This window comes from Caldicellulosiruptoraceae bacterium PP1 (genome assembly GCA_041320695.1).
Classification (GTDB): Bacteria; Bacillota; Thermoanaerobacteria; order Caldicellulosiruptorales; family Caldicellulosiruptoraceae; genus JBGGOQ01.
The window spans coordinates 103,606-127,275 of the sequence record JBGGOQ010000003.1 but is presented as its reverse complement, the minus strand read 5'-3'; the positions used below and the strand labels follow the sequence as shown (position 1 = coordinate 127,275).

At 28.8% G+C, this 23,670-nt stretch carries 22 protein-coding genes and 1 other RNA gene; 20 read left to right on the top strand and 3 right to left on the bottom strand.

Annotated features, from left to right (window positions below; genetic code table 11):
- Positions 1 to 129 precede the first annotated feature (129 nt).
- From cimA to ACAG39_06400, 9 genes are all read left to right on the top strand, one after another.
- Positions 130 to 1,707, top strand: coding sequence for a citramalate synthase (cimA, locus tag ACAG39_06440; protein MEZ0536877.1), 1,578 nt, complete (start codon positions 130 to 132; stop codon positions 1,705 to 1,707).
- 178 nt (positions 1,708 to 1,885) lie between these two features.
- On the top strand, positions 1,886 to 2,059 hold the full coding sequence (locus ACAG39_06435) for an indolepyruvate ferredoxin oxidoreductase subunit alpha (GenBank protein MEZ0536876.1): 174 nt from the start codon (positions 1,886 to 1,888) through the stop codon (positions 2,057 to 2,059).
- 66 nt (positions 2,060 to 2,125) lie between these two features.
- The gene (locus ACAG39_06430; protein ID MEZ0536875.1) at positions 2,126 to 2,680 is read left to right on the top strand and encodes a FumA C-terminus/TtdB family hydratase beta subunit; all 555 of its coding nucleotides are present in this window, start codon (positions 2,126 to 2,128) and stop codon (positions 2,678 to 2,680) included.
- Positions 2,640 to 4,022, top strand: a complete 1,383-nt coding sequence (locus tag ACAG39_06425) for an aminotransferase class V-fold PLP-dependent enzyme (GenBank protein MEZ0536874.1) — start codon at positions 2,640 to 2,642, stop codon at positions 4,020 to 4,022. Before ACAG39_06430 ends, ACAG39_06425 begins: the two co-directional genes overlap by 41 nt.
- Positions 4,012 to 4,632, top strand: coding sequence for a dTMP kinase (gene tmk, locus ACAG39_06420; protein ID MEZ0536873.1), 621 nt, complete (start codon positions 4,012 to 4,014; stop codon positions 4,630 to 4,632). The genes ACAG39_06425 and tmk overlap by 11 nt, the downstream gene beginning before the upstream one ends.
- A gap of 26 nt (positions 4,633 to 4,658) precedes the next feature.
- Entirely contained in the window at positions 4,659 to 4,988 is a 330-nt protein-coding gene (locus tag ACAG39_06415) for a cyclic-di-AMP receptor (GenBank protein ID MEZ0536872.1), read from the top strand.
- 14 nt (positions 4,989 to 5,002) lie between these two features.
- Entirely contained in the window at positions 5,003 to 5,449 is a 447-nt protein-coding gene (locus ACAG39_06410; GenBank protein MEZ0536871.1) for a YaaR family protein, read from the top strand.
- Between the two features lie 17 nt (positions 5,450 to 5,466).
- Complete coding sequence (locus ACAG39_06405; protein MEZ0536870.1) at positions 5,467 to 6,429, top strand: ATP-binding protein; 963 nt, start codon at positions 5,467 to 5,469, stop codon at positions 6,427 to 6,429.
- A gap of 1 nt (position 6,430) precedes the next feature.
- On the top strand, positions 6,431 to 7,318 hold the full coding sequence (locus ACAG39_06400) for a stage 0 sporulation family protein (GenBank protein ID MEZ0536869.1): 888 nt from the start codon (positions 6,431 to 6,433) through the stop codon (positions 7,316 to 7,318).
- 9 nt (positions 7,319 to 7,327) lie between these two features.
- On the opposite strand, the gene ACAG39_06395 is transcribed toward ACAG39_06400, so the two are convergent.
- The gene (locus ACAG39_06395; protein MEZ0536868.1) at positions 7,328 to 7,834 is read right to left on the bottom strand and encodes a UPF0236 family transposase-like protein; all 507 of its coding nucleotides are present in this window, start codon (positions 7,832 to 7,834) and stop codon (positions 7,328 to 7,330) included.
- A gap of 146 nt (positions 7,835 to 7,980) precedes the next feature.
- Between ACAG39_06395 and rmuC the strand changes: the two genes are divergently transcribed.
- On the top strand, positions 7,981 to 9,258 hold the full coding sequence (gene rmuC, locus ACAG39_06390) for a DNA recombination protein RmuC (protein MEZ0536867.1): 1,278 nt from the start codon (positions 7,981 to 7,983) through the stop codon (positions 9,256 to 9,258).
- Between the two features lie 188 nt (positions 9,259 to 9,446).
- Positions 9,447 to 10,844: a 2-isopropylmalate synthase gene (locus ACAG39_06385; protein MEZ0536866.1), complete on the top strand. Its 1,398-nt coding sequence runs from the start codon at positions 9,447 to 9,449 to the stop codon at positions 10,842 to 10,844.
- A 45-nt stretch (positions 10,845 to 10,889) separates the two neighbouring features.
- On the opposite strand, the gene ACAG39_06380 is transcribed toward ACAG39_06385, so the two are convergent.
- Positions 10,890 to 11,267, bottom strand: a complete 378-nt coding sequence (locus ACAG39_06380) for a hypothetical protein (GenBank protein ID MEZ0536865.1) — start codon at positions 11,265 to 11,267, stop codon at positions 10,890 to 10,892.
- 632 nt (positions 11,268 to 11,899) lie between these two features.
- Between ACAG39_06380 and ACAG39_06375 the strand changes: the two genes are divergently transcribed.
- The 9 genes from ACAG39_06375 (at position 11,900) to ACAG39_06335 (ending at position 22,694) form a co-directional block, all read left to right on the top strand.
- A complete protein-coding gene (locus tag ACAG39_06375) occupies positions 11,900 to 13,825 on the top strand; it encodes an aconitate hydratase (protein ID MEZ0536864.1) in 1,926 nt (641 codons plus the stop codon).
- Positions 13,826 to 13,843: 18 nt separating this feature from the next.
- Positions 13,844 to 14,842: an isocitrate/isopropylmalate dehydrogenase family protein gene (locus ACAG39_06370; GenBank protein ID MEZ0536863.1), complete on the top strand. Its 999-nt coding sequence runs from the start codon at positions 13,844 to 13,846 to the stop codon at positions 14,840 to 14,842.
- 12 nt (positions 14,843 to 14,854) lie between these two features.
- Positions 14,855 to 15,535 carry a GntR family transcriptional regulator gene (locus tag ACAG39_06365; protein ID MEZ0536862.1) on the top strand — a complete coding sequence of 227 codons (681 nt, stop codon included), beginning with the start codon at positions 14,855 to 14,857 and terminating at the stop codon, positions 15,533 to 15,535.
- A 122-nt stretch (positions 15,536 to 15,657) separates the two neighbouring features.
- Positions 15,658 to 17,871 (top strand): Mur ligase, encoded by a 2,214-nt coding sequence (locus tag ACAG39_06360; GenBank protein ID MEZ0536861.1) that lies wholly within the window; start codon positions 15,658 to 15,660, stop codon positions 17,869 to 17,871.
- A 72-nt stretch (positions 17,872 to 17,943) separates the two neighbouring features.
- Complete coding sequence (locus ACAG39_06355) at positions 17,944 to 18,228, top strand: hypothetical protein (protein ID MEZ0536860.1); 285 nt, start codon at positions 17,944 to 17,946, stop codon at positions 18,226 to 18,228.
- Between the two features lie 68 nt (positions 18,229 to 18,296).
- An RNA gene (gene ffs, locus ACAG39_06350) (signal recognition particle sRNA large type) lies at positions 18,297 to 18,566 on the top strand.
- Between the two features lie 132 nt (positions 18,567 to 18,698).
- On the top strand, positions 18,699 to 19,133 hold the full coding sequence (locus ACAG39_06345; protein ID MEZ0536859.1) for a hypothetical protein: 435 nt from the start codon (positions 18,699 to 18,701) through the stop codon (positions 19,131 to 19,133).
- Between the two features lie 134 nt (positions 19,134 to 19,267).
- Positions 19,268 to 21,040 (top strand): GGDEF domain-containing protein, encoded by a 1,773-nt coding sequence (locus tag ACAG39_06340; GenBank protein ID MEZ0536858.1) that lies wholly within the window; start codon positions 19,268 to 19,270, stop codon positions 21,038 to 21,040.
- On the top strand, positions 21,027 to 22,694 hold the full coding sequence (locus ACAG39_06335) for a nucleoside kinase (protein ID MEZ0536857.1): 1,668 nt from the start codon (positions 21,027 to 21,029) through the stop codon (positions 22,692 to 22,694). Before ACAG39_06340 ends, ACAG39_06335 begins: the two co-directional genes overlap by 14 nt.
- A 34-nt stretch (positions 22,695 to 22,728) precedes the next feature.
- Here the strand turns inward: ACAG39_06335 and ACAG39_06330 are convergent, their stop codons facing one another.
- Entirely contained in the window at positions 22,729 to 23,604 is an 876-nt protein-coding gene (locus ACAG39_06330; GenBank protein MEZ0536856.1) for a hypothetical protein, read from the bottom strand.
- Positions 23,605 to 23,670: the final 66 nt, after the last annotated feature.

The window sequence follows — 23,670 nt, the reverse complement described above, 5'->3', positions numbered from 1 at the left end:
TTAAATTTATCAACAATATAATATATAAATGCACCCAATTGGGCCTGTGAATAAATTTTAATAATTATATATAAATATAACCCAGCTTTACACAGGCTGGGTTTTTTTATATTTTAAGGAGGGATATTTTTGGATAGCAAAAGAATTGTTATTTATGATTCTACATTAAGAGATGGTGCTCAAGCAGGTGGTATTTCATATTCTTTAGAAGATAAACTTAAAATTGTTGAAAAGTTAGATAAGTTTGGCATTTCTTTTATTGAAGCTGGTAATCCTGGGTCAAATGTCAAAGATCAAGAATTTTTTTCAAGAGTAAAGAAAATGCAATTGAAGAATGCAAAATTAATAGCATTTGGTAGCACTAGAAGGGTTGGCATTAAACCAGAAGATGATGCTAACCTAAAGTCACTTATATCCGCAGAGACTGATGCAGTAGCGATATTTGGTAAATCATGGGACTTTCATGTTAAAGAGGTTCTAAAAACAAGTGAAGATGAAAATCTATCAATGATTTATGAAACAATTTATTATTTGAAAAAATTGGGCAAATATGTGGTATTTGATGCTGAACATTTTTTTGATGGATACAAAAACAATAAAGAATATGCAATAAAAACACTAAAATCAGCTTTTGATGCTGGAGCTGACTCGCTAGATCTTTGCGATACAAATGGTGGAACATTTCCAATGGAGATTTATCAGATTACAAAAGAAGTAACCGAAATGTTTCCAAAGGTTCAAATAGGTATACATTGCCATAATGATACAGGTATGGCCGTTGCAAACTCAATTATGGCTGTTTTAGCAGGAGCTAGACAAGTTCAAGGCACTTTTAATGGATATGGTGAAAGATGTGGAAATGCTGACCTTACAACTTTAATTCCAAATTTACAATTAAAATTAGGATATCAATGTATTCCTTTAGAAAACATTAAAAATCTCACAAGCGTTTCAAGATACATTTCTGAAATTGCAAATATGGTTCCTTATGAACGTGCACCTTATGTTGGTGCTTTTGCTTTTACGCATAAAGCAGGTATGCACATAGATGCAGTTAAGAAAAACCCAATTTCATTTGAACATGTCAATCCAGAAATAGTAGGTAATAAAAGAAGAATTGTATTATCAGAAGTAGCTGGTAGAAGCACTGTTGTTGATAAAATAAAAGAAATTGATCCTACTATAACAAAGGATTCACCGCAAACATTTGAGATTATTGAAGAATTAAAACGATTGGAGAATGAAGGATATCAGTTTGAGTCTGCAGAAGCTTCTTTTGAGATGTTAATAAGAAAAAAACTTGGGCTTTATGAACCATTCTTTAAACTAAAGGAATTCAAAGTTCTTATTGACGAACCTGCAAGAGAAAAATATTCATCCTCAGCTATTGTAAAAATTGCAGTTGATGGAGTAAATGCTATAACAGCAGCAGAAGGAGACGGCCCAGTTCATGCATTGGATGGAGCATTAAGGAAAGCTTTAGAAAGATTTTACCCAGAATTGAAAGAGGTACATTTGATAGATTATAAGGTGAGGGTTCTTAATGCAGAGACAGCAACAGCGGCAAAGGTAAGGGTTCTTATTGAATCATCTGATGGCAAAGACACATGGACAACTGTTGGAGTTTCAAGCGACATTGTTGAAGCAAGCTGGATTGCATTGGTTGATTCGCTTGAATATAAGCTTTGTAAAGAAAAAAATAACTAATATTTATTTGTGAAAGATTATTTAATATTTATATTAATTGATAAAAATAAAATGATGTGCTAAAATAATTTTAGTGCAAGACTAAGAAAAATAAGCACTTAGACTTTGCACAAAGAACAATCCTTATGGGATAAATTGTAAGGATTAGTTCAATAAATTTTAAAAAGGAGGCATTACTATGGCATATTTTATAACTGATGACTGTATTTCATGTGGTGCTTGCGAAAGCGAATGCCCAGTTCAATGTATATCAGCAGGCGAAGGCAAGTATGTTATAAATGAAGAAGAATGCATTTCATGCGGTGCTTGTGCAAATGTATGTCCTGTTGATGCACCAAAACCAAGAGAATAGTTTATAAAAAAGCCGGGTAAGATTAACCCGGTTTTTTTATAGAATTTTATATATTGGAGGATAACAATGAAGAAAATAATTTTACCAGATGATATTAATTCAATAGGAAATTTATCAGTTGGGGAAGAAATATTACTTACAGGCAAAATATTTGTTGCAAGGGATGCAGCTCATAAAAGATTATATGAAATGATACTTAATAATCAAAAATTGCCTATTGAATTAATAAATAGTGCAATATATTATATGGGGCCTTGCCCAGCAACTCCAGATGAAATAATTGGTCCTTGCGGTCCGACAACAGCTGGACGTATGGACAAATATACGCCACTTCTTCTTGAAAAAGGTCTTAAAATAATGATTGGGAAAGGCAAGAGAAATGGTAAAATAAAAGAAAGCATAGTTAAAAACAATGCAATCTTTTTAGCAACTTATGGAGGTGCAGCACTAGTTATTCAGGAAAAAATAAAATTTGACAAGATAATTGCTTTTGAGGATTTAGGTGCAGAAGCAATAAGAGAAATAATTGTAGAAAATCTACCTTGCATTGTGGCTATTGACTCGAAAGGAAGAGATATCTATGAAATTGGACCCGAAAGATATAGAGAAAATATTAAGTAATTGCAAAATATATAAAAAACTTTTAAATTATAACTTTGATAGACTTCATATGCCAGGACATAAGGGATTAATCAAGATTTTTCCAGATTCACTTAGTGGAGTTTATCCTTTTTTTGATGTTACAGAAACAGATGAGTTTGATAATTTACTTGACCCTAAAGGAGCTATTTTAGAGTTTTTGTATGATATAAAAAGTTATTTTAACTCATATTTTTCCTTTGTTTCTTTGCAAGGTTCTACACATTTGCTCCAATCAATTATTTTTGGTTTATCAAAACCATTTGATACAATAGTTATTGCTCGAGATTCGCATAAAAGTATATATGAAGCTGCGAAATTAATGAATTTAAGAGTTGAATATATCTATCCAGATTATGATAATCAAACTGGTATAACTACATATTATAATATTGAGAACTTTGAAAAAACTATTAAAAATTCAAATGCAAAATATATATTCATAACATCACCGTCATATTTTGGAATTATACAAAATATTGATTATTTATCTACTATTGCCCATAAATATAAAAAATCTCTGATTGTCGATGAAGCACATGGTGCACATTTAAAGTTTTTAGATGGAACTTCTTCATTTGACTTGGGAGCTGATATAACAGTCCAAAGTATGCATAAAACATTGCCATGTCCAACTCAATCAGCTATGATACATATAAAAAAAATAGACGAATTAGAAAAGCTTAAAAAAACTTTAATTTCCTTACATACAACAAGCCCTTCTTATATTCTTTTGTTACTTACAGAATATGGTTTTCAGTTTGCCAAGAAGTATGCAAAAGAACTTTTTTCAGAACTCTATTGCAAATTATATGATATATTTAATCCAATTTATCAAAATACAAATTGGAAATATCAAAAAATTGATTGGACTAAAGTTGTACTTTTTTTAAATTCAAAGACATCTGAAAGTGAAGTTCTTATAAAAAATTTAAAAGATAATGGATATATAACTGAACTTTACGATAAAACAAAAGTTTTATTTTATTTTACGATGGTTGATGCATTAAAAGATTTTTCAGCCCTAAAGAAAGTAATTTATGATATAATAAAAAATGATAATAAAGATTTTAATTATTATTATTTACCAGTGCCTAAAAAGTATATTGAAATGTATGAAGTTGATAATTTCAAAAAAAGAACTGTTAAATTTATAGAGTGTAAAAATACTGTATTAGCACAAAAAATAACCCCATACCCTCCAGGGATACCTGTAGTTGTTGAAGGTGAAGAAGTTACTGAAGATATTTTTGAATATCTAATGTATTTGAAGGAAAATAGAATAATAAATATTGAAGAGGTTGAGATATTGGATGAATGGTAGATTTATTGTTTTTGAGGGGAATGATGGTGCTGGGAAATCAACCCAAATTGCCATGGCTGAGAAATACCTAAAAAATAAAGGTATTCGGGTTTTAACAACACGTGAACCAGGTGGGACTGAAGTAGGATATAGAATTCGCAAACTTTTGCTTGATCCAGAATATAAAATGGATGGTCTTACCGAAGCGTTTTTGCTCGCTGCAGACAGAAATGAACATGTCAGAAATGTTATTATTCCAGCATTAAAAGAAGGGTATGTTGTTTTATCAGATAGATATATCTTAAGTAGTATTGTATATCAAGGTATGGTTCGAGGTGTAGGTATAGATAAGATTTTAAAGCTTAATATGGTATTCGAAGAGATGATAAAACCAGATTTGTATATAGTTCTTACTTTACATCCCAAATATTCTTTAGAACGCTTGACTAAAGGGAACAAAAAGGACAGATTAGATTCTGAAAACTTAGATTTTCACTTAAGTGTCTATAAATCCTTTAAGGAAGCCTCACAAAACAAGCCTAACATTGTAAACATTGAAGCACTTGGAACAGAAGAACAGGTTTTTGAGAAGGTAAAAACCCATTTGGATTCTTGCTTAGATTTAAGATAAGAATTGATTTGAGAGGAGATATAGAAATGAAGCTTATTTTTGCAATTGTGCAAAATGAAGATGTTGGTAAACTTATGGAAGCATTACAGAAAGAAGGTATTATGGCAACAAAATTTGCAACCTCAGGAGGTTTTTTGCGATCAGGGAATACTACATTACTTATAGGTGTAGAGGAGGACATGGTGAATAAAGTTCTAGATATTATCTCTTCAAAATGTAAAATAAGAAAGCAAGTTTTATCTTCACCTATGCCAAATACTCCTTCAACAGGAGCATATATACCATATCCAATAGAAATAACAATTGGTGGAGCTACTGTGTTTGTGATGGATATTGAAAGATTTGAAAAATTATAAAGAGAGTGTAAAAGATGCGTATTGAGGATATCAAGAGTAGCAATATCCAAAAAGAGAGAATATTTTTAGAACTCAAAAAGGTTGAAAACAAAAAAGATGATTTTTCACAAAATCTTAAAAATATTGAAAGAGATAAAATAGTTGAAAGTATAAAGAATTTGGTTCAAAAAGTTAATGATTTGAGTAAAGAGCTATCACAAAAGATGGACATAGGGACATTGAGGGAATATAAAAAGACTATAAAAGAGTTGCTATCTTTTACTGTTTATTCTTCACATGAATTTTTTAAAGAATTTTTTTTAGATAAACGAGGCAGGCATAAGGTTTTCGGAATGATAAGAAAGATTGATCAAAAGATGGATCAACTTACGCAAGAAATACTAAAAAGTGAAAAGGATTCATTAAAAATTCTATCATATATTGATGATATTCGTGGCTTAATTATTGATTTATTTTTATAGGATAAATGGTGAAAGCAATGAGTTTTGAAAATTTTATTGGTCAAAATTCTATCAAGGCCTTTTTAGAAAAGTCGATAAAAACTCCTTTTCATTCGTATATTTTTTCTGGAGAAAAAGGTCTTGGGAAAAATACATTAGCACTAATATTTGCAAAACATTTAATTTGTGAAACTGGTACTTCATGTGGAAAATGTAAAAGCTGCAGACTTTTTGAGAATAGTAATCATCCAGATATTAAAGTTATTGAAAAAGAAGAAGGTAAAAAAGAGATATCAATTGAAAATATTAGAGACATAATTGAAAATATTTATCTTGGACCTTTAATTTCGAAAAAGAAGGTAATAATAATTAAAAACTCAGAAGATTTATCTATAAGTGCACAAAATGCTTTATTAAAAACACTTGAAGAGCCACCTGAATATGTTATCTTTATTTTAACAACAAATAACATTGAGAAAATTTTACCAACAGTTATATCAAGGTCTATTATACTGAAATTTAAAAAATATTCTTATGATGAAATTGAAAAAATAATAAAACAAAAAGGGTATGATCCTAAGGATTATATTATTAAAGTGTCAAATGGAAACATAGGGAATGCAATAAATTATTACAATAATCAAACAAATCAATTAAGAGATAATGTATTTGATATGATAAATAAGTATGACAAAAAGCCTTTTGATTTTATAAAAGAGTTTGAAACTGATTTTTCAAAATTTGAAGGTAATTTAAAAGCCTTTTTTGAATATATCATCTTTTTTTATCGAGATGTTATAATATATAAATTAACAGAGAATATTAACCAGATTATTAATACGGATAAGATAGATTATATTAATTATTTTGCGAATAGACATACTATTCATAAATTGTATAAATATATTGAAGATTTTATTGAAATTGAAAAATATATTGATTCAAACGTTAATCATGAAAATATAGCTGATAGTATTTTTTTAAAATTAACAGGAGGTTAATATGGCTACAGTTGTTGGCGTTAGATTTAAAAAAGCTGGGAAGATATATTGGTTTGATCCAAATGAGATAGAACTTAATGCAGGTGATGATGTAATAGTAGAAACAGTTAGAGGAATTGAAATGGGGAAGGTAATGCTAGGTATTAGAGATATTCCTGAGGAGGATATAGTCCAGCCATTAAAAAAGGTAATACGAAAGGCAACAGAGGAGGACTATGAAATTGCTCAATTAAATTTAGAAAAAGCAAAGCAAGCTGTTGAGATATGTAAAGAAAAGATTACAAAACATGGACTTCCTATGAAACTTTTGCATGCTGAATATACTTTTGATAATAATAAGTTGATTTTCTACTTTACTGCAGATGGTCGTGTTGATTTTAGAGATCTAGTAAAAGACTTAGCAGCAGTGTTTAAGACTAGAATAGAATTAAGACAAATTGGTGTAAGAGATGATACAAAATATCGTGGAGGTATTGGCAATTGTGGAAGAGAATTATGTTGTGCAACTCATCTTTGTGAATTTCAACCTGTCTCAATAAAGATGGCTAAACAACAAGGGCTTGTTTTAAACCCAGCTAAAATTTCTGGGCTTTGTGGAAGGCTTATGTGCTGTCTATGTTATGAACATGAATTTTATGATGAAGCATTAAAGAAATTGCCGGGTATAGGGTCAATTGTAAAAACAACTGATGGTGAAGGTGAGGTTATATCAGTCAACGTATTGAAAGAAAAGGTCTCAGTAAAATTTACCAAACAAAATGATGACGTTGAGGTAAAAGAATATACTGTTGGTGAATTTGAAGTTATAAAAGAAAGTAAAAAAGCCATCCAACCATCCTTTGCTTTAGATGATGAAGAACTTAAAGAGCTACTTAATTTGGAGGAATAAGGGGGATTTTTATTCCCTCTTTTTCTGTTTTTTATTCTTTATTGTTTGTTTTGACAAGGTAAGTTCTATATTATTTTTTGATATCTCTTTTATAACCTCTTCATAACTAAGATTTTTTGATAGTTCTATGATTTTTTTTTCCAATGAATCAGTTATTCTCTGATATTTATCTATACCAAGCATTTGATCAACTAAATAGCAATACTCTTTTGTATTTTTATTTCTGTAATATCTTCTTACATATTCAATTTCACAATATGGCGTTAAGAGTTTTCTATAATCCTTGCGAACAACCTTCCATTCTTGCCTTATTATAGGGGAGTCTTTAATTTCCTCATCTAATCTTTCAATAAATAACTTTAAACATACCTTCAAAAGTTTTAAGAAATAGTTATTAATAACTTCTTGAACAATCTTATCAATGTTTTCCTTAGAACTAAAGAGATTATCAATCTGTATTAAAATATTTTGAACTTCATTTATAATATTTGTTTTCAATTTTGAATTTAATAGCATAAAATAAGCCCCCATATAGGTATAATATTTTCTAATTTATTATATGAATTAGGTGATTAATAAGTAACATTATGTAATCCAAAATGTTTTTATTGTGATATTTTTGGTGTAAAATTTTTATAATACTATCTTTAGGAGGTTATAAAATGTCAGAAATAATAGGTTTTTTGCTTGTAATAAACATATTAATTTCTTTAGTTATACTTATTAAGATTTTCAGCAAGAAAGAGATAGGTATACAAAAGGACTTAGAGTTAATAGAAAAAAGCATACAAAAAGGGAATGAACTTACTTTAAATGAACTTAGATCTAATAGGGTTGAGATGAAAAATGCCTTGGATTCAGCAAATAACATATTAACCTCAAAGGTTATTGAAATGACAAATCTTCAGGCATCATATTTTGATAATTTTTATAAACAAATAAATACATTGACAAAAACAAATGAAGAAAAGGTTGATAAATTAAGAGAAACTGTTGAAGAAAGACTTGCTAAAATTCAAGAAGACAATAATAAAAAATTAGAAGAGATGAGAAAAACTGTTGATGACAAGCTTCATGTTACGTTAGAACAGAGACTTGGGGATTCATTTAAACTTGTTAGTGAACGATTGGAGCAGGTGCATAAAGGTTTAGGTGAAATGCAGGCATTAGCATCAAACGTTGGTGATTTAAAAAAGATTCTTGGAAATGTGAAAACAAGAGGAACATTAGGAGAAATACAACTTGGAAGTATTATTGAACAAATATTAATTCCAGAGCAATATGAGAAGAATTTTTTAATTAATAAAACTGAAAGTAGGGATATTGTTGAATATGCAATAAAAATACCAACTAGAAGCGTAGATGGAGATAAATATATATATTTACCAATTGATGCAAAATTCCCAGTAGAAAGTTATGAAAGATTAATAAGTGCATATGAACAAGGAAACAGTGATGAAATTCTTATTTATTCAAAAGAATTGGAAAAAACTATTAAAGAAAATGCAAAAAAAATTAAAGAAAAATATATTATACCACCAATTACAACAGACTTTGCCATATTATTTTTACCTACTGAAGGATTATATGCAGAGATAATAAAAAAGCCTGGCTTATTTGAAAGTATTCAGAGAGATTATAGAGTAATTATTGCTGGTCCAACAACAATTAGTGCAATACTTAATTCATTACAAATTGGCTTTAGAACCTTTGCCATTGAAAAGAGAACAACAGAGGTTTTTGAAGCTTTAATTAGCATTAGAAAAGAATTTCAAAAGTTTGGTGAGACATTAGACAAAGTAAAAACTAAGTTAAATGATGCTCAAAAAACTATTGATGAAGCTACAAAAAGAAAGGATAGAGTCGAAAGAGAATTAAACAAGGTAGAAAGACTACCTTCTAATTATGATTATATGCCAAATCCTGAAACCAATGAATAATATATGTTAACCATATTACATGTTGAAAAATGTCATATTATATCCTGCAAAATAGGTTTGACATTTTTATATTTTAGCAATGAAATAATAAAAAATTGCAATTTGCTATTGCAAAAAATTCATAATTTGAATATAATAATAGCAATAAATAAATTGTATACATATATACAATGTTAGGGGGCTATGATATGGCAAAGGTTGAGTTTAACAAAAAGACAAATTTAATTGAACAATCTGCATATAAATACAGCTTACAAGATATACAAGAGCCCAATCTTTATAGAGATATCTTTCCATATACCGATATACCTAAGATAGCATTTAATCATAGGCATGTACCAATGTTTGTGCCAGATGAGATATGGATTACAGATACTACATTTAGAGATGGACAACAATCACGTTCACCATATACAGTAGAACAAATTGTTAGACTATATGATTATTTACATGAACTTGATAATGAATCAGGTATAATAAGACAAACAGAGTTTTTCTTATATTCCAAGAAGGATAGAGAAGCAGTAGTTAAATGTATGGAAAAAGGATACAAATTTCCAGAAATAACCTCATGGATTAGAGCAAAAAAAGAGGACTTTCAGTTAGTTAAAGAATTAGGCATAAAGGAAACAGGTATACTTGTTTCTTGTTCAGACTATCATATATTTAAAAAGCTAAATATGACAAGAAAGCAAGCTATGGAGATGTATTTATCAATAGTATCAGCAGCACTTGAAAATGGTATTATACCACGTTGTCATTTTGAAGATATTACAAGGGCTGATTTTTATGGATTTGTTGTTCCATTTGCAAATGAACTTATGAAACTTGCAAAACAGGCTAATATGCCTGTTAAAATTAGAGCTTGTGATACATTAGGACTTGGTGTTTCATATCCAGGTGTTGCACTACCTCGAAGTGTTCAAGGAATTATTTATGGCCTTAGACACTACTCAGAAGTTCCATCAGAATGGCTTGAGTGGCATGGTCATAATGATTTCTATAAAGTTGTTACTAATTCTACAACAGCTTGGCTTTATGGAGCTTCTTCAGTTAATACCTCACTACTTGGCATAGGTGAAAGGACAGGGAATTGTCCATTAGAAGCTATGGTTGTAGAATATGGACAGATTAGAGGTACTACAAAAAATATGAAACTTGAGGTTATAACTGAAATTGCTGATTATTTTGAAAAAGAGCTTGATTATGAAATTCCACCAAGAACACCTTTTGTCGGAAGAGCATTCAATGCAACAAGAGCTGGCATACACGCTGATGGTATTCTAAAAGATGAAGAGATTTACAACATTTTTGATACCAAGAAGATATTAAATAGGCCTGTTGTAATAGCAGTTGATGCACATTCAGGATTAGCTGGGATTGCAGCTTGGATTAATACCTACTTCAGGCTCGAAGGTGAACAAAAGGTTGATAAAAAAGACCCAAGAGTTTTACAGATTAAAGAATGGGTTGATAAAGAATATGAAAATGGCAGAACAACAGTAATTGGTGATGATGAACTTGAGATGATTGTAAAAGACATCATGCCAGAGCTATTCAAGATGCACGAAAGCAGGGTAAAATAAAAAAGTAGGGGAAGTGTTCCCCTACTTTTTTCATGTCAATAGCATTTATTTTTTACTTTTTTGCTTTTCAAACAAAATAATAATTAGATAACCAACTACTAATATTGGATAAGCTATTACAAGAGAGTACTGTTTATTTTTAAATGCTAATATGGTAAATACTATAAGCATAAATACTGAATCGATAATGTAAAATATTTTAAAAACTTTTATGAATTTAGGGAAAAAGTTATTCTTTTTTTGATACATATTAAAGGAAAAAATACCAAATAAGAAAAATATAAAAAAGGCAAATGTGCCTTCGAATAGATATATAATATCTAAATTAATAATTGAAAGTATTACACACAATGTAAAAGAAAGCAATCCAAAAAAAATAAAAAACCATTGTATAAATTTACTATATTTTTGCTTTATATTCATAATCTACGCCTCCACTAGTATTTACCATTTTATATCAATAAAACCTCCTAATCCTACTCCATCAGTTTTGCTAAGACCAATTTTTAATCTATTGGCACTAACTTGCAATTCAGCTTTAGCACCAATAGCACCTATATAAGCTTTTCCACCAATTTCAATTTCAATCTTTCCAATTTTAAAACTAAAACTTAATTCTTTTTCAAATGCAGGAATTATAGCACCACACCAAATTCTACCCCTTTTTTACTTATTGAGGCATTACCGCCGACTTCAGCTTTACCAATTGAAGTTGATGAATTTATTGTAAAATTACCAATTTTACCATTAGCATTAAGTTCAATCCTTTAAGATAACAACACTACCAATAGGTAACCAGTTGTTCACTATAACTATATCAACCTCCCACATAAAAGATATTAAATAACTTATTTGGATAATAATAAATTTTTATGAAAAAAGACAATATAAAAAATGCATAAAAATAATCTTGTTTAAATAGATAAAATTAACAATAATTTTAATATCTATAATATAAATAATTAAAAATAAAAATTACTTATTCATATTGTATACAAGTATACTAAATGATATAATCTATAATGTATATACATAAATTGAAAGGAGAATGTATATTGGGTTTGAATGTTGCTCAAAAGATAATAAAAGCTCACCTTGTTAAAGGTGAAATGATTCCTGGAAAAGAGATAGCACTTAGGATAGATCAAACACTTACGCAAGACTCAACTGGTACAATGGCATATCTTCAGTTTGAAGCTATGGGCATTGATAGGGTAAAAACAAAACGTTCTGTTGCATATATAGACCATAATACAATTCAAGCAGGGCCTGAAAATGCAGATGACCATCTTTACATCCAAACTGTTGCCAAAAAACATGGGATATATTTTTCAAAACCCGGAAACGGTATTTGTCATCAAGTTCATTTAGAAAGATTTGCAATTCCAGGACAAACGTTACTCGGTTCTGATAGCCACACACCAACAGCAGGTGGTATTGGTATGCTTGCAATTGGTGCAGGTGGACTTGATGTTGCAGTTGCTATGGGTGGTGGCGAATATTATATTACTATGCCAAAGATAGTAAAGGTAAATCTTACTGGTAAATTAAGTCCTTGGGTTAGTGCAAAGGATATTATTTTGGAGTTATTAAGAAGGCTAACAGTAAAAGGCGGAGTAGGCAAGATATTTGAATATACTGGAGAAGGTGTCAAAACATTATCAATACCAGAAAGAGCTACAATTACAAATATGGGGGCAGAGCTTGGTGCTACAACTTCTATATTCCCTAGTGATGAGGTAACATATAAGTTTATGAAGGCTCAAGGGAGAGAAAATGATTTTGTTGAGATAGTTGCTGATAGCGATGCTCAATATGATGAAGTGGTAGAGATTGATTTATCAACTCTTGTTCCACTTGCTGCATGCCCACATAGCCCTGATAATGTTGTTCCAGTAAGTGAATTAAGAAATATAAAAGTTGACCAAGTAGCAATAGGAAGCTGTACAAACTCTTCTTATGCTGATATGATGAAAGTTGCAAAGATTCTTGAAGGCAAAACAATTGCTGAGACAGTTTCATTGGTAATATCACCTGGCTCAAAACAAGTTTTAAATATGCTTGCTAAAAATGGTGCATTGTCCTCTTTGGTATCAGCAGGTGCAAGAATTTTAGAATGTGCATGTGGGCCATGTATTGGAATGGGTCAAGCACCAAAAACAGATGCAGTTTCACTTAGAACTTTTAATAGAAACTTTGAAGGAAGAAGTGGAACACCATCAGCTAAGGTTTACTTAGTAAGCCCTGAGGTTGCAGCAGCTTCTGCAATAACTGGTTATATCACTGATCCAAGAACATTAGGTGATGATATAAAAATAGAACTTCCTGAAAAGTTTGAAATAAATGATAATCTTATTATTCCACCAAGCCAAAATGGAGAAAATGTTGAAGTTATAAGAGGGCCTAACATAAAGCCATTCCCTCAAGGAAAGCCTTTAGCAGATGTAGTATCTGGTAAAGCTTTAACAAAAGTAGGGGACAACATAACAACAGATCATATTATGCCATCAAATGCAAAACTACTACCTTTTAGGTCCAATATACCTTATTTATCAGATTACTGTTTGACCCCATGCGACAAAGATTTTCCTAAAAAAGCAAGAGAAAATAATGGTGGATTTATAATTGGTGGGCAAAACTATGGGCAAGGCTCAAGTAGAGAACATGCTGCTTTAGTTCCACTATATTTAGGTATTAAGGCTGTTATAGCTAAATCATTTGCAAGAATTCATATGGCAAATCTAATTAATAACGGCATTATGCCTTTAGTTTTTGAAAACCCTGAAGATTATGAGTTAATCGATGAAATGGATTCTCTTAGCATTGAAAATGCAATCGAACAGGTTAAAAATGGAGTTGTAGTTGTAAAAAATATAACAAAAGGCAAAGAAATTAAAACAATTTTAAATATAACTGATAGACAAAAAGAAATGATTTTACATGGTGGACTTTTAAACTTAACAAAATCAAAAGGTATATAATATATGGAGGGTTGTAATATGAGAAAAATTACTTTAATACCAGGTGATGGAATAGGACCAGAAGTTACAGAAGCAGCAAGAATGGTTTTGGATGCAAGTGGTGTTAAATTTGATTGGGAAGTTGTTGAAGCAGGTGAAAAATGTATTGAAAAGTATGGAACACCACTACCTGACCATGTTATTGAAAGCGTTAAGAAGAATAAAGTTGCATTAAAAGGGCCTATCACAACACCAGTTGGTACTGGTTTTAGAAGCGTTAATGTTGCACTAAGACAAGCATTACAATTATATGCAAATGTTAGACCTGTTAAGACTTATGAAGGGATACCATCAAGATACACAGGAATTGATCTTGTAATTGTAAGAGAAAATACAGAAGACCTTTATGCAGGAATTGAACATATGGTAGGAGAAGATGCTGCAGAAAGTATAAAGATTATAACAAGAAAAGCAAGTGAAAGAATTGTAAGGTATGCTTTTGAACTTGCAAAAAGGGAAGGAAGAAAAAAGGTAACAGCAGTTCATAAAGCAAATATTATGAAGTATTCAGATGGACTTTTCTTAGAATCAGCAAGAAAGGTAGCAAGTGAATATCCAGATATACAATTTGAAGATATGATTGTTGATGCTATGAGCATGAAATTAGTTCAAACACCTGAAAACTATGATGTTTTAGTTATGCCAAATCTTTATGGGGATATTCTTTCTGATCTAGCTGCTGGGCTTGTAGGAGGCTTAGGAGTTGCACCAGGAGCTAACATTGGAGAAGATGGAGCAGTATTTGAGCCAATACATGGATCAGCTCCAAAAAGAGCAGGACAAAATTTAGCTAACCCAACAGCTACTATACTTTCTGGTGTAATGATGTTAAAATATTTAGGTGAGATGGAAGCAGCAAAGAGGGTTGAAGATGCAGTTGCAAAAGTCTTAAAAGAAGGAAAAGAAGTAACTTATGATTTAGGTGGTTCCACAGGAACTATTGAATTTGCAAAGGCTGTTATTGGGGCAATGAGCTAAGAAGGTGATTTTATGAAATTTGAAAAATTAAACCTTGATGATAGGTATTCACCACTACATGAAAAGGTATTCGATGTGGTAAAAGAAAAGATACTTATGGGGCTTTTGAAACCAGGCGATTCACTTATTGAAACAAAATTATCAGAAGAATTAGGTGTGTCAAGAACACCAATTAGGGAAGCAATAAGACAGCTTGAACTTGAAGGCCTGGTTTATACAATTCCTCATAAAGGTGCTATTGTTGCAGGGGTTACAGCACAAGATATTGAGGATATATATACAATCAGAATGCTTCTCGATGGGCTTGCTGCTAGATGGGCTGCTATAAAGATTACAAAAGATGAGGAAGATGAGTTAGCTGAAATATTTACTTTAATGGAGCTTTATACGCAAAGAAAGGATATAGCTAAGGTTATGAAAACTGATTCAAGGTTTCATGAACTTATTTATAAAGCGTCAAAAAGCAAGGTTTTAGAGCATGTTCTTTCAACCTTTCATGGATATATTTTAAGAGCAAGAACAACTTCTTTTGAAACTCCAGGAAGGTTAGAAACAGCATTAGAGGAACACAGACAGATTTATAACGCTATCATTGAAAGAAATCCTGATAATGCTGAATTATTTATGAGACAACATGTCCAAAAAGCTGCTGAAAACCTTATTGCTCAAAAGAAAAAAGAACAAACAAAATAATATTTTGAAATTAAAAGGGGGAAGTAGAAAACTTTCCCTATTTTTTTTATTTATATGTATTTATATGCTTATAAAGGCAATAATACTTATATAGAAATTGAACAATAATCAGGTGGGAGACAATGGAGATAATTGATATGAAAATTTTTTCAGCACCCAATATATATAGCAACAAAAAAATAGCATATATACTTGCTAAATGTAACTTACATGAAGCAACAACTTTTGCTAATAAAGCAATAGAACTTCAAAAAGCTATTGGTTATAATCTTGTTGAATTTTCTTCTATTCAAGAAGTTGATAATCTTTTCGAGATAATGATTGAACATGACAACAAAAGAATTATTAAAGAGGTAATATTGCAGTGCTTAAATTATATAAATAAAAAGAATTTTGACTTAAATCAAACTATTACCCCATTGAAAAGACTGACAATTGAAACTGAAATGTCACCAAATATGAGACTATTAAAAAATGCCTGCCAAAAGCGAGGAATAAGATTTCAGAGGATAGGTGAAAGTGATATATGCATATTAGGAGAAGGTAAATATTCTAAAGTATTTTATGGCTTTAATTCAGATGTAGATATATCAAGGTATATGATTTGTAGCAATAGAGAAACACAAAAAGAAATGCTAAAAGCATTTAATTTTCCTACACCACCATGGAGAGTTGTTTATACATCAGAACAATTTGAAGAAGCTATTAAAGAATTAGGTTTTCCCTTAGCAATTAAAAGTACTTCACATAAGCCATTAATTTATTTAAATATTAGAACATTAAATCAAGCGATTGAATATTATAACCAAATTAAGAAAGAGGATAATAAGGTATTAGTTGAAAGATTCATAAATGGCAGTGCATACAAGATTCTTGTTATGAATAATAAGGTTGTATCAGCAATTAAGATATCACCACCACATATTATTGGAAATGGTAAATACAAGATAATAGATTTATTAGAAGATAAGGATAAGGAGGATAAATTAGTTCAAAAAACAATATTAAAACAAGGGTTTACATTAGACAGTGTTTTACCAAAAGATTTTAAAGTTTATTTAAGAGAAGTAAATAATATAAAGAATGGTTTGTTTATGATAGAAGATGTTACCGATAAGGTACATCCACAAAATCAGCATCTTTTCTGTGATGTTGTTGATAAGATGGGATTAAATATTGCTGTAATTGATTATATATCTGAGGACATTTCAATAAATGCAAAAATAATAGGAAGTTATATTATAAATGTAGAATTAGATACCGACTTAAGATTATTTCAACAAAATTGTAATGTTGATGTTTTTGGGAATATTCTTGACATATATTTCGAAAAAATGCCAAATCCATCAATACCAATAATTACTGCAACAGGACAATATGGAAAGAGCACAACGTTAAGTATAATAAATTATATACTAAAAAGAGTTGGATTAAATGTATCAATTACAAGTGATATTCAGAGTTTATATACAAAGCTTTTAAATGATAATAGTGATATAAAATTACTTGAGATTAAGCCCAATAAAGAAATTAACGAAATTGACTTTTTATCAAATATTGTTATTTTAACTAATACAAAAATAAATGATGATGAAGCATTAAAAGTACAGAAGTTAATAATAAAAAGTGTTAAAGAAAATGGATATGTCATTCTATCAGCCGATGATATATATAAAAATTATTATATTGCAAATGACAATAATGCAACCTTTGTATTAACTTCAAGAGATAAAAATCATCCTGATATAAAGGCATGGATTGGAAATAAAAGACCATGTGTTTTTATTGATAATGATGAGATAATTATATATGAAAATGAAAATAGATATAATTTATGTCAAATAGAACAAATTCCATATTCATATAACGGGAGAATAAATTTTGCAGTTGATAATATATTACAAGCTGTAGCAGCATTATATTTTTATGGTGTTGATATTGAGATTATTTCAAAATATATAAAGGAATATAGAAATGATTCACATCAGAATCCAGGTAAATTCAATATTTTTGATATAAATGGTATTAAAGTATGTATTGATTCAATTTTAGATAATAATGTTATACAATATATTATAAATGCACTAACAAATATTGGGATACAAAATATAATCTGCGTTTGCGATGAAAGGGACAAATTAATTGTTGATAATAGTATCCATGTTATATCAAAGAAGATTAATAATTTTAATGATATTTTAATATTAATGGGACAAGCAATGAAGTTATTAAAAAAAGGTGATGCAATGCTTTTATTACTAAAAGAGCCTTATAATATTGATATTACTCATGAGATAAGAGAAAGGCTTATTAACAAAAGGAAGGTAATAAACTAAAATACTTGCAATTTATTATAATATACTGTAATATATCTTTTATGGTATATCAGGTTTTTAGGAGTGATAATAATGAAATTACCTGAAACATTAAAATATAAAGGGCGAGAAATAACTAAAAGAAATAACTTTATTCATTATGGAAGACCTACTGATAAATTTATTACTGTATTTAAAATAATAGGTACAGAGGAATATAAAGGTATAAAGGTTTCTTCACCATTAGTAGTTGAGCTACAGCATAATAATCCTAACCTAACTATAAAAGAAAGAATTGTTAAAAAAGCTGAAGCTGAAAATCTTTATAAAGCTTTGGAGCTTGCTGATATTTGGCTAACAACAGCAAATGGCAAGTAAAAAAATACATTGAATTTAAGTCTTTTTGAGTGTATAATAAAACTTGCTTCAAAAAGAATAAAGTTTGGCTGTGCTATGATGGGGAGGTAGCGGTGCCCTGTAACCCGCAATCCGCTATAGCGGGATCGAAGAGCCATTTTGAGGTTTAGTCTTGTCGGCTTTGAAGGCAAGCCTTTGATGATGAGAGTTGTGTCCTGTGCAACATGAAGCTGTGAACCCCGCCAGGTCCGGAAGGAAGCAACGGTAAGCAGTAAATCATGTGTGCCACAGGGTAGCATGGCTTGAGTTGAAGACTTGTTAATATCACCGGTAAGGCTAAATCGAAATTGGTTGCACAGCCATTAATTTTTTGATGTTAATTGAACATACTGTAAAATTATTATAATTATATTGACTATTGTAAAAAATAATAATATAATTTATTTAAATTAAATTATACATTTTTGTATATTGTGGAGGTTGAGGAGTTTATGACAATTAATATAGATCATAAGTCCTCGACGATAGATTTGACTTCATTCTTAAAGCCTTACGTATCTCAGTCACATCTCATATCAAGCATACTTTATTTTATTCAGATTTTTGAACTTACTGAAATTTCCATATTTTCAAGTAAGGAGGTGGTAGAAAAAATAAAAATAATTAATAATTTTAAAACAAACGTTTTTTATAAAAATATTGATTGTAATATATTAGCAATTGATATAAGTTATTTAAAAAATGATTTTGTTAGCATAGATTATTTAAAAAATTGGCTAAACACTTTAAAAGGGAAAAAGATACTGTTTTATGATCTTTTTAAAGAGAGTTTTGATGTTTTTGAGTTATCAGAATACATATTACTGCAAGATGAAAAAATCCCAGTAAAGGATTTATTAAATACTAATATTGTAAATATAAAATAATATACAATAATACAAAAAAGAGAGAGTATTGATATACAACTTTCTCTTTTTTTTATTTATAATTTAATTTATATAAATAAACAAGAAAAGGGAATATAAATAGTATAGAATATTGCATGAAATGGAGAGCACAAATGAAAAATAATATAAAAAAAATATGGATATTAATGGTTTTGTTAATTTTAATAGAAATACTAATATGTTTTAATTTTATTAATAAGAATCTTGATACAAATTTATATTTAAGAATATTCGAAACTATAAATTTAATATCATTTTCTGGTATCTTTATTTTAACTTTATTGTTAGAACGAAATGCAAGAAATATAATTATAGAATTTTATGGATTATCCTTCTTATCAATTGCTATATTACAATTTATTTATTTATTAATGATAGATAATAAAAATATATATTTATCTATTTATTTTATTGAAAATTATATAAACTTTATGACAGTATTTTTATTACTTTTTCCTCTACTTTATTTTAAAAAAGATCAAACTGAAAGAAGAGTAAAAGTTAATAATATATTACTTATCAATATATTATTGCTTTGTTTTGGAATAATAGGGATAATTAGTACAAATGGAATTAGTAAAACAAATAAAATTGATAATATTATAATTAATCAATCTGTATTTATTTATATGAAATTTTCAGTTTTGCTAATGATTATACTATTATTTGTACTTTTAAGTAGGAATTTATACATTAGATTTAGCTTTAAAAGAAATATCTATATTTTTATTATATTATTCAGTATTTCATTAATATTTTACCAACTATCTTTTGAGAAACTTGATATATTATTTATTAATTCTAAAATTTTAAAAACTATATCATATATTTATATTTTTTATACTATATATATTAATTTTGCAGTTGAGCATTATAAAAATTTAAAGAAGTTAGCTGTGTTTTCAGAGGAAATTTTAAGTGAAAAATTAAACTTTCAAAAGAGTTTTTCAATTTTAACAGAGTTTATTTATGATAATCTTTCATATATATTTGATAATATTGCATTTTATTATAATATTAATGAGAATTTATATGAATTAATAGCATATAAAAGCATTGATGAAAATGATATTCCTTTAGAAAAGGTGTTAGAAATTGATTTAGATAAAATAAGTAAATACAAAGAGATTGAGGTAATACAATCTTATGAATTACCTATTATAATTCAAAATAACAATACTAATCAAAATGCATTGAAAATTTACAGCGATAAGTACTTGATAGCCAAGATTGAAAAAGATGATGAATTATTAGGTTTATTATTATGCAAGACAAACATAAAAAAATTAAAACTTTCAAAAGATATAATTGAAAATATTACTATTTTCAAGAACTTTTCAAAGGCATTAATAATGCAAATAGAAAGAATTGAAAAAATAAAAAATTTAAGCTCTGTTGACCCACTTACTGGTTTATATAATAGAAGATACTTCTTAAAAGAATTAGTTCAAGAATCATTAAATTATGAGAGAACTGCTCTTAAGTTTTGTATTGCTTATTTTGATATGGATAATTTAAAGCCATTAAATGATATTTATGGACATGCTATTGGTGATAAAGCAATAAAAATAATTGCAAATGTTTTAAAAAGGAGTATAAGAAAGGTTGATATTCCTGCACGTTTTGGTGGAGATGAATTTGCAATACTTTTTAAAAGCTGCTCTTATGAAGGAATAAAAAATAGGATAGAAAAAATAATAGATGAAATCGAGGAAATTTCTTCACGGGAGTTACCAGAAAAAATATATGTAAGTTGTGGTATTGCTATTTATCCTGATGATAGTAATAATCTTGATGAACTTATGAAGATAGCAGATAATAGAATGTATGAAGAGAAACTAAAACATAAAATTGAAAGAGGTGAAGAAAACAATGATAAAAAATGATAAAGAGCAAGTAAAAGTGGAATTTCAAGATTTAAATGTTATAAAGTATTTTTCAAAGGGAACATCAGTTTTAGATAACTTAAGAGAGATTTCTCCTCAATTTAAATACCCCATTATTGCAATAAAGGTTGATAACCAAATTAAGGAATTAAAATATATTTTAAACAGAGACTGTAAAATAAAATTTATTGATTTATCTACTGAAGAAGGAATGAGGATATATAGAAGGAGCTTAATATTTGTATTAATCGTGGCTGTTAGATTTTATTTTAATCAGCCACTTATTGTCCAGCATAGTCTCTCAAAAGGGCTTTACTGTGAAGTCGAGAATACAAAACTTACAAAGGATGATATTGAAAAAATTAAAGCAAAAATGTCAGAATTGATTGAAAAGGACTTAGATTTTAGAAGAATAAAAGTAAAAAAAGATGAAGCGATTAAAATTTTTGAGATGAATGGTCATTTTGATAAACTAAGAACGCTAATTTTTAGTGATAAAGATGAAGTTTATTTATATTACTGTAATAACTATGTTGACTATTTTTATGGGCATCTTGCCCCATCTACCGGATATCTTAAGGTATTTGACCTAATTGAATATGAAGGTGGATTAGTTTTATTATATCCAGACAAAACACATCCATATGAATTACAACAATTTACAGAAAACAAAAAGATTTTTAATATATTTCATGAGTATAAAAACTGGGGCAAAATTTTAAATGTAAGCAATATTGGTGAGTTAAATCAAATTATTTATGACGGTAAAATAAGGGAATTTATTAGAATATCGGAGGCTCTGCATGAAAAAAAGATAGCATACATTGCTGATGAGATTACAAAAAATGATTCATTAAAAATTATATTAATATCCGGACCATCTTCATCAGGAAAAACAACATTTGCTCATAGACTATCTATTCAACTTAAAGTGAATGGAAAAAATCCTATTTATATAGGTTTAGATGACTATTACTATGAAGATAAAACGCCTCTTGACGAAGAAGGAAAACCTGATTACGAATCAATTGAAGCAATAGATGTTTCTCTTTTTAATGAACATCTTGATAAGCTTATAAATGGTTATGATGTTACATTACCTAAATTTGATTTTAAAAATAGGAAAAGGACATTTGATAGGAATGTTAGATTAACGCAAAACGATATATTAATTATTGAAGGTATACATGGCCTCAATAATAAATTAACCTCCATGATTGATGAAGAAAAGAAATATAAGATATATATAAGTGCTTTAACCCACTTAAATCTTGATAAACACAATAGAATTCCTACAACAGATTATAGAATAATCAGAAGGATTGTCCGTGACGCAAGAACAAGAGGAGCAGATGCTAAAAGAACCATTTCAATGTGGTCATCAGTAAGAAAAGGAGAGGAGAAAAATATATTTCCTTATCAAGAAAACGCACATACTATGTTTAATTCTGCTTTAATATATGAGCTTTCTGTTTTAAAAAAGTATGCTACACCTTTACTTGAAAAAATAACACGGGAAGATGAGGAATTTTCAGAAGCACAAAGACTTCTTGAATTTTTAAGCTTCATTTTATCAATAGATGATGAAAGGGAAATTCCACCTCAATCAATAATAAGAGAATTTATTGGTGGTTCATGCTTTTACGATTTTTAAATAAAAAACCGAGACGAAAGCCTCGGTTTTTTATTTAAAATTGATTTGTAGTGCTTGATGTCGAATTTGTGTTATTTTTCATGTTAAAATCAAAATGTCCTCTCATATGTCCTTTAAAAAATCTATTATTAAAATTTTGGGGAGGTATTTTTGTAGGATCAAAATTATTTATAAAATTTTGGAATTTTTGTTTTAATGTATCTGCTTGAGCTTTTGTAATCTTTCCATTAGTTAATAAATTATCTACTTCTTTATTATATGCTGATAAAACTTTATTTTTAAAAGTATCCAAACTTATATTTTTTTCCTTAAGTAAATCATTAAGTGTTTTCCCATTCTTGAGAGTTTGGAATAAATTGTCTTTTGTAATGCCTAAAGCATTTGCAAAAATGGTATTAACATCAATTTGCACTGAAATGCCAAATGGTCCTTCATGCATCTTATAAACATTTCCATTAACTGTATCTCTATTAAAGTCTTTTATTATAATATCCTTTTGTTTTAATGTTTGTGCTTGTTCTTTTGTTAATTTACCTTCAGAAACCAATTTATCAATTGCAGCATCTCTTAACTTCTTAAGATTTGATTTAAATGTGTCTTCAGAAATATTTTTTTCTTTTAGTAAATCACTAATTGTTTTACCACTTTGTCTTGCTTTTAAAAATTCTTCTTTTGTCATGTTCAATGCTTGAGCAGTGATATTTAGCATATCTAACTTATCTCTTAAGTCAATCTTCAATTTTAGGTTATCATTGTTTTTATAAACATGCTTAGAAACTATATTAAAATCTTTGAAACCAAACTTTCCTATTTTACCAAAGCCAAAAGACCCCTTTGCAAATGCAGATGTTACACCAACTAATAATAAGATAGCAACAATTAAAGAAATTAATTTAACTGATTTTTTCATTTTTTGCCTCCTCTCTTATAATTTTTAATTTACAATTATATAATATCCAAAAATTATTAATTAAAT

Bases quoted from the DNA above. Each gene is read 5' to 3' on its own strand.
- ACAG39_06435 (MEZ0536876.1), top strand. From the start codon at position 1,886: ATGGCATATTTTATAACTGATGACTGTATTTCATGTGGTGCTTGCGAA.
- ACAG39_06430 (MEZ0536875.1), top strand. From the start codon at position 2,126: ATGAAGAAAATAATTTTACCAGATGATATTAATTCAATAGGAAATTTA.
- ACAG39_06425 (MEZ0536874.1), top strand. From the start codon at position 2,640: ATGAAATTGGACCCGAAAGATATAGAGAAAATATTAAGTAATTGCAAA.
- tmk (MEZ0536873.1), top strand. From the start codon at position 4,012: ATGAATGGTAGATTTATTGTTTTTGAGGGGAATGATGGTGCTGGGAAA.
- ACAG39_06415 (MEZ0536872.1), top strand. From the start codon at position 4,659: ATGAAGCTTATTTTTGCAATTGTGCAAAATGAAGATGTTGGTAAACTT.
- ACAG39_06410 (MEZ0536871.1), top strand. From the start codon at position 5,003: ATGCGTATTGAGGATATCAAGAGTAGCAATATCCAAAAAGAGAGAATA.
- ACAG39_06405 (MEZ0536870.1), top strand. From the start codon at position 5,467: ATGAGTTTTGAAAATTTTATTGGTCAAAATTCTATCAAGGCCTTTTTA.
- ACAG39_06400 (MEZ0536869.1), top strand. From the start codon at position 6,431: ATGGCTACAGTTGTTGGCGTTAGATTTAAAAAAGCTGGGAAGATATAT.
- ACAG39_06395 (MEZ0536868.1), bottom strand. From the start codon at position 7,834: ATGCTATTAAATTCAAAATTGAAAACAAATATTATAAATGAAGTTCAA.
- rmuC (MEZ0536867.1), top strand. From the start codon at position 7,981: ATGTCAGAAATAATAGGTTTTTTGCTTGTAATAAACATATTAATTTCT.
- ACAG39_06385 (MEZ0536866.1), top strand. From the start codon at position 9,447: ATGGCAAAGGTTGAGTTTAACAAAAAGACAAATTTAATTGAACAATCT.
- ACAG39_06380 (MEZ0536865.1), bottom strand. From the start codon at position 11,267: ATGAATATAAAGCAAAAATATAGTAAATTTATACAATGGTTTTTTATT.
- ACAG39_06370 (MEZ0536863.1), top strand. From the start codon at position 13,844: ATGAGAAAAATTACTTTAATACCAGGTGATGGAATAGGACCAGAAGTT.
- ACAG39_06365 (MEZ0536862.1), top strand. From the start codon at position 14,855: ATGAAATTTGAAAAATTAAACCTTGATGATAGGTATTCACCACTACAT.
- ACAG39_06360 (MEZ0536861.1), top strand. From the start codon at position 15,658: ATGGAGATAATTGATATGAAAATTTTTTCAGCACCCAATATATATAGC.
- ACAG39_06355 (MEZ0536860.1), top strand. From the start codon at position 17,944: ATGAAATTACCTGAAACATTAAAATATAAAGGGCGAGAAATAACTAAA.
- ACAG39_06345 (MEZ0536859.1), top strand. From the start codon at position 18,699: ATGACAATTAATATAGATCATAAGTCCTCGACGATAGATTTGACTTCA.
- ACAG39_06340 (MEZ0536858.1), top strand. From the start codon at position 19,268: ATGAAAAATAATATAAAAAAAATATGGATATTAATGGTTTTGTTAATT.
- ACAG39_06335 (MEZ0536857.1), top strand. From the start codon at position 21,027: ATGATAAAAAATGATAAAGAGCAAGTAAAAGTGGAATTTCAAGATTTA.
- ACAG39_06330 (MEZ0536856.1), bottom strand. From the start codon at position 23,604: ATGAAAAAATCAGTTAAATTAATTTCTTTAATTGTTGCTATCTTATTA.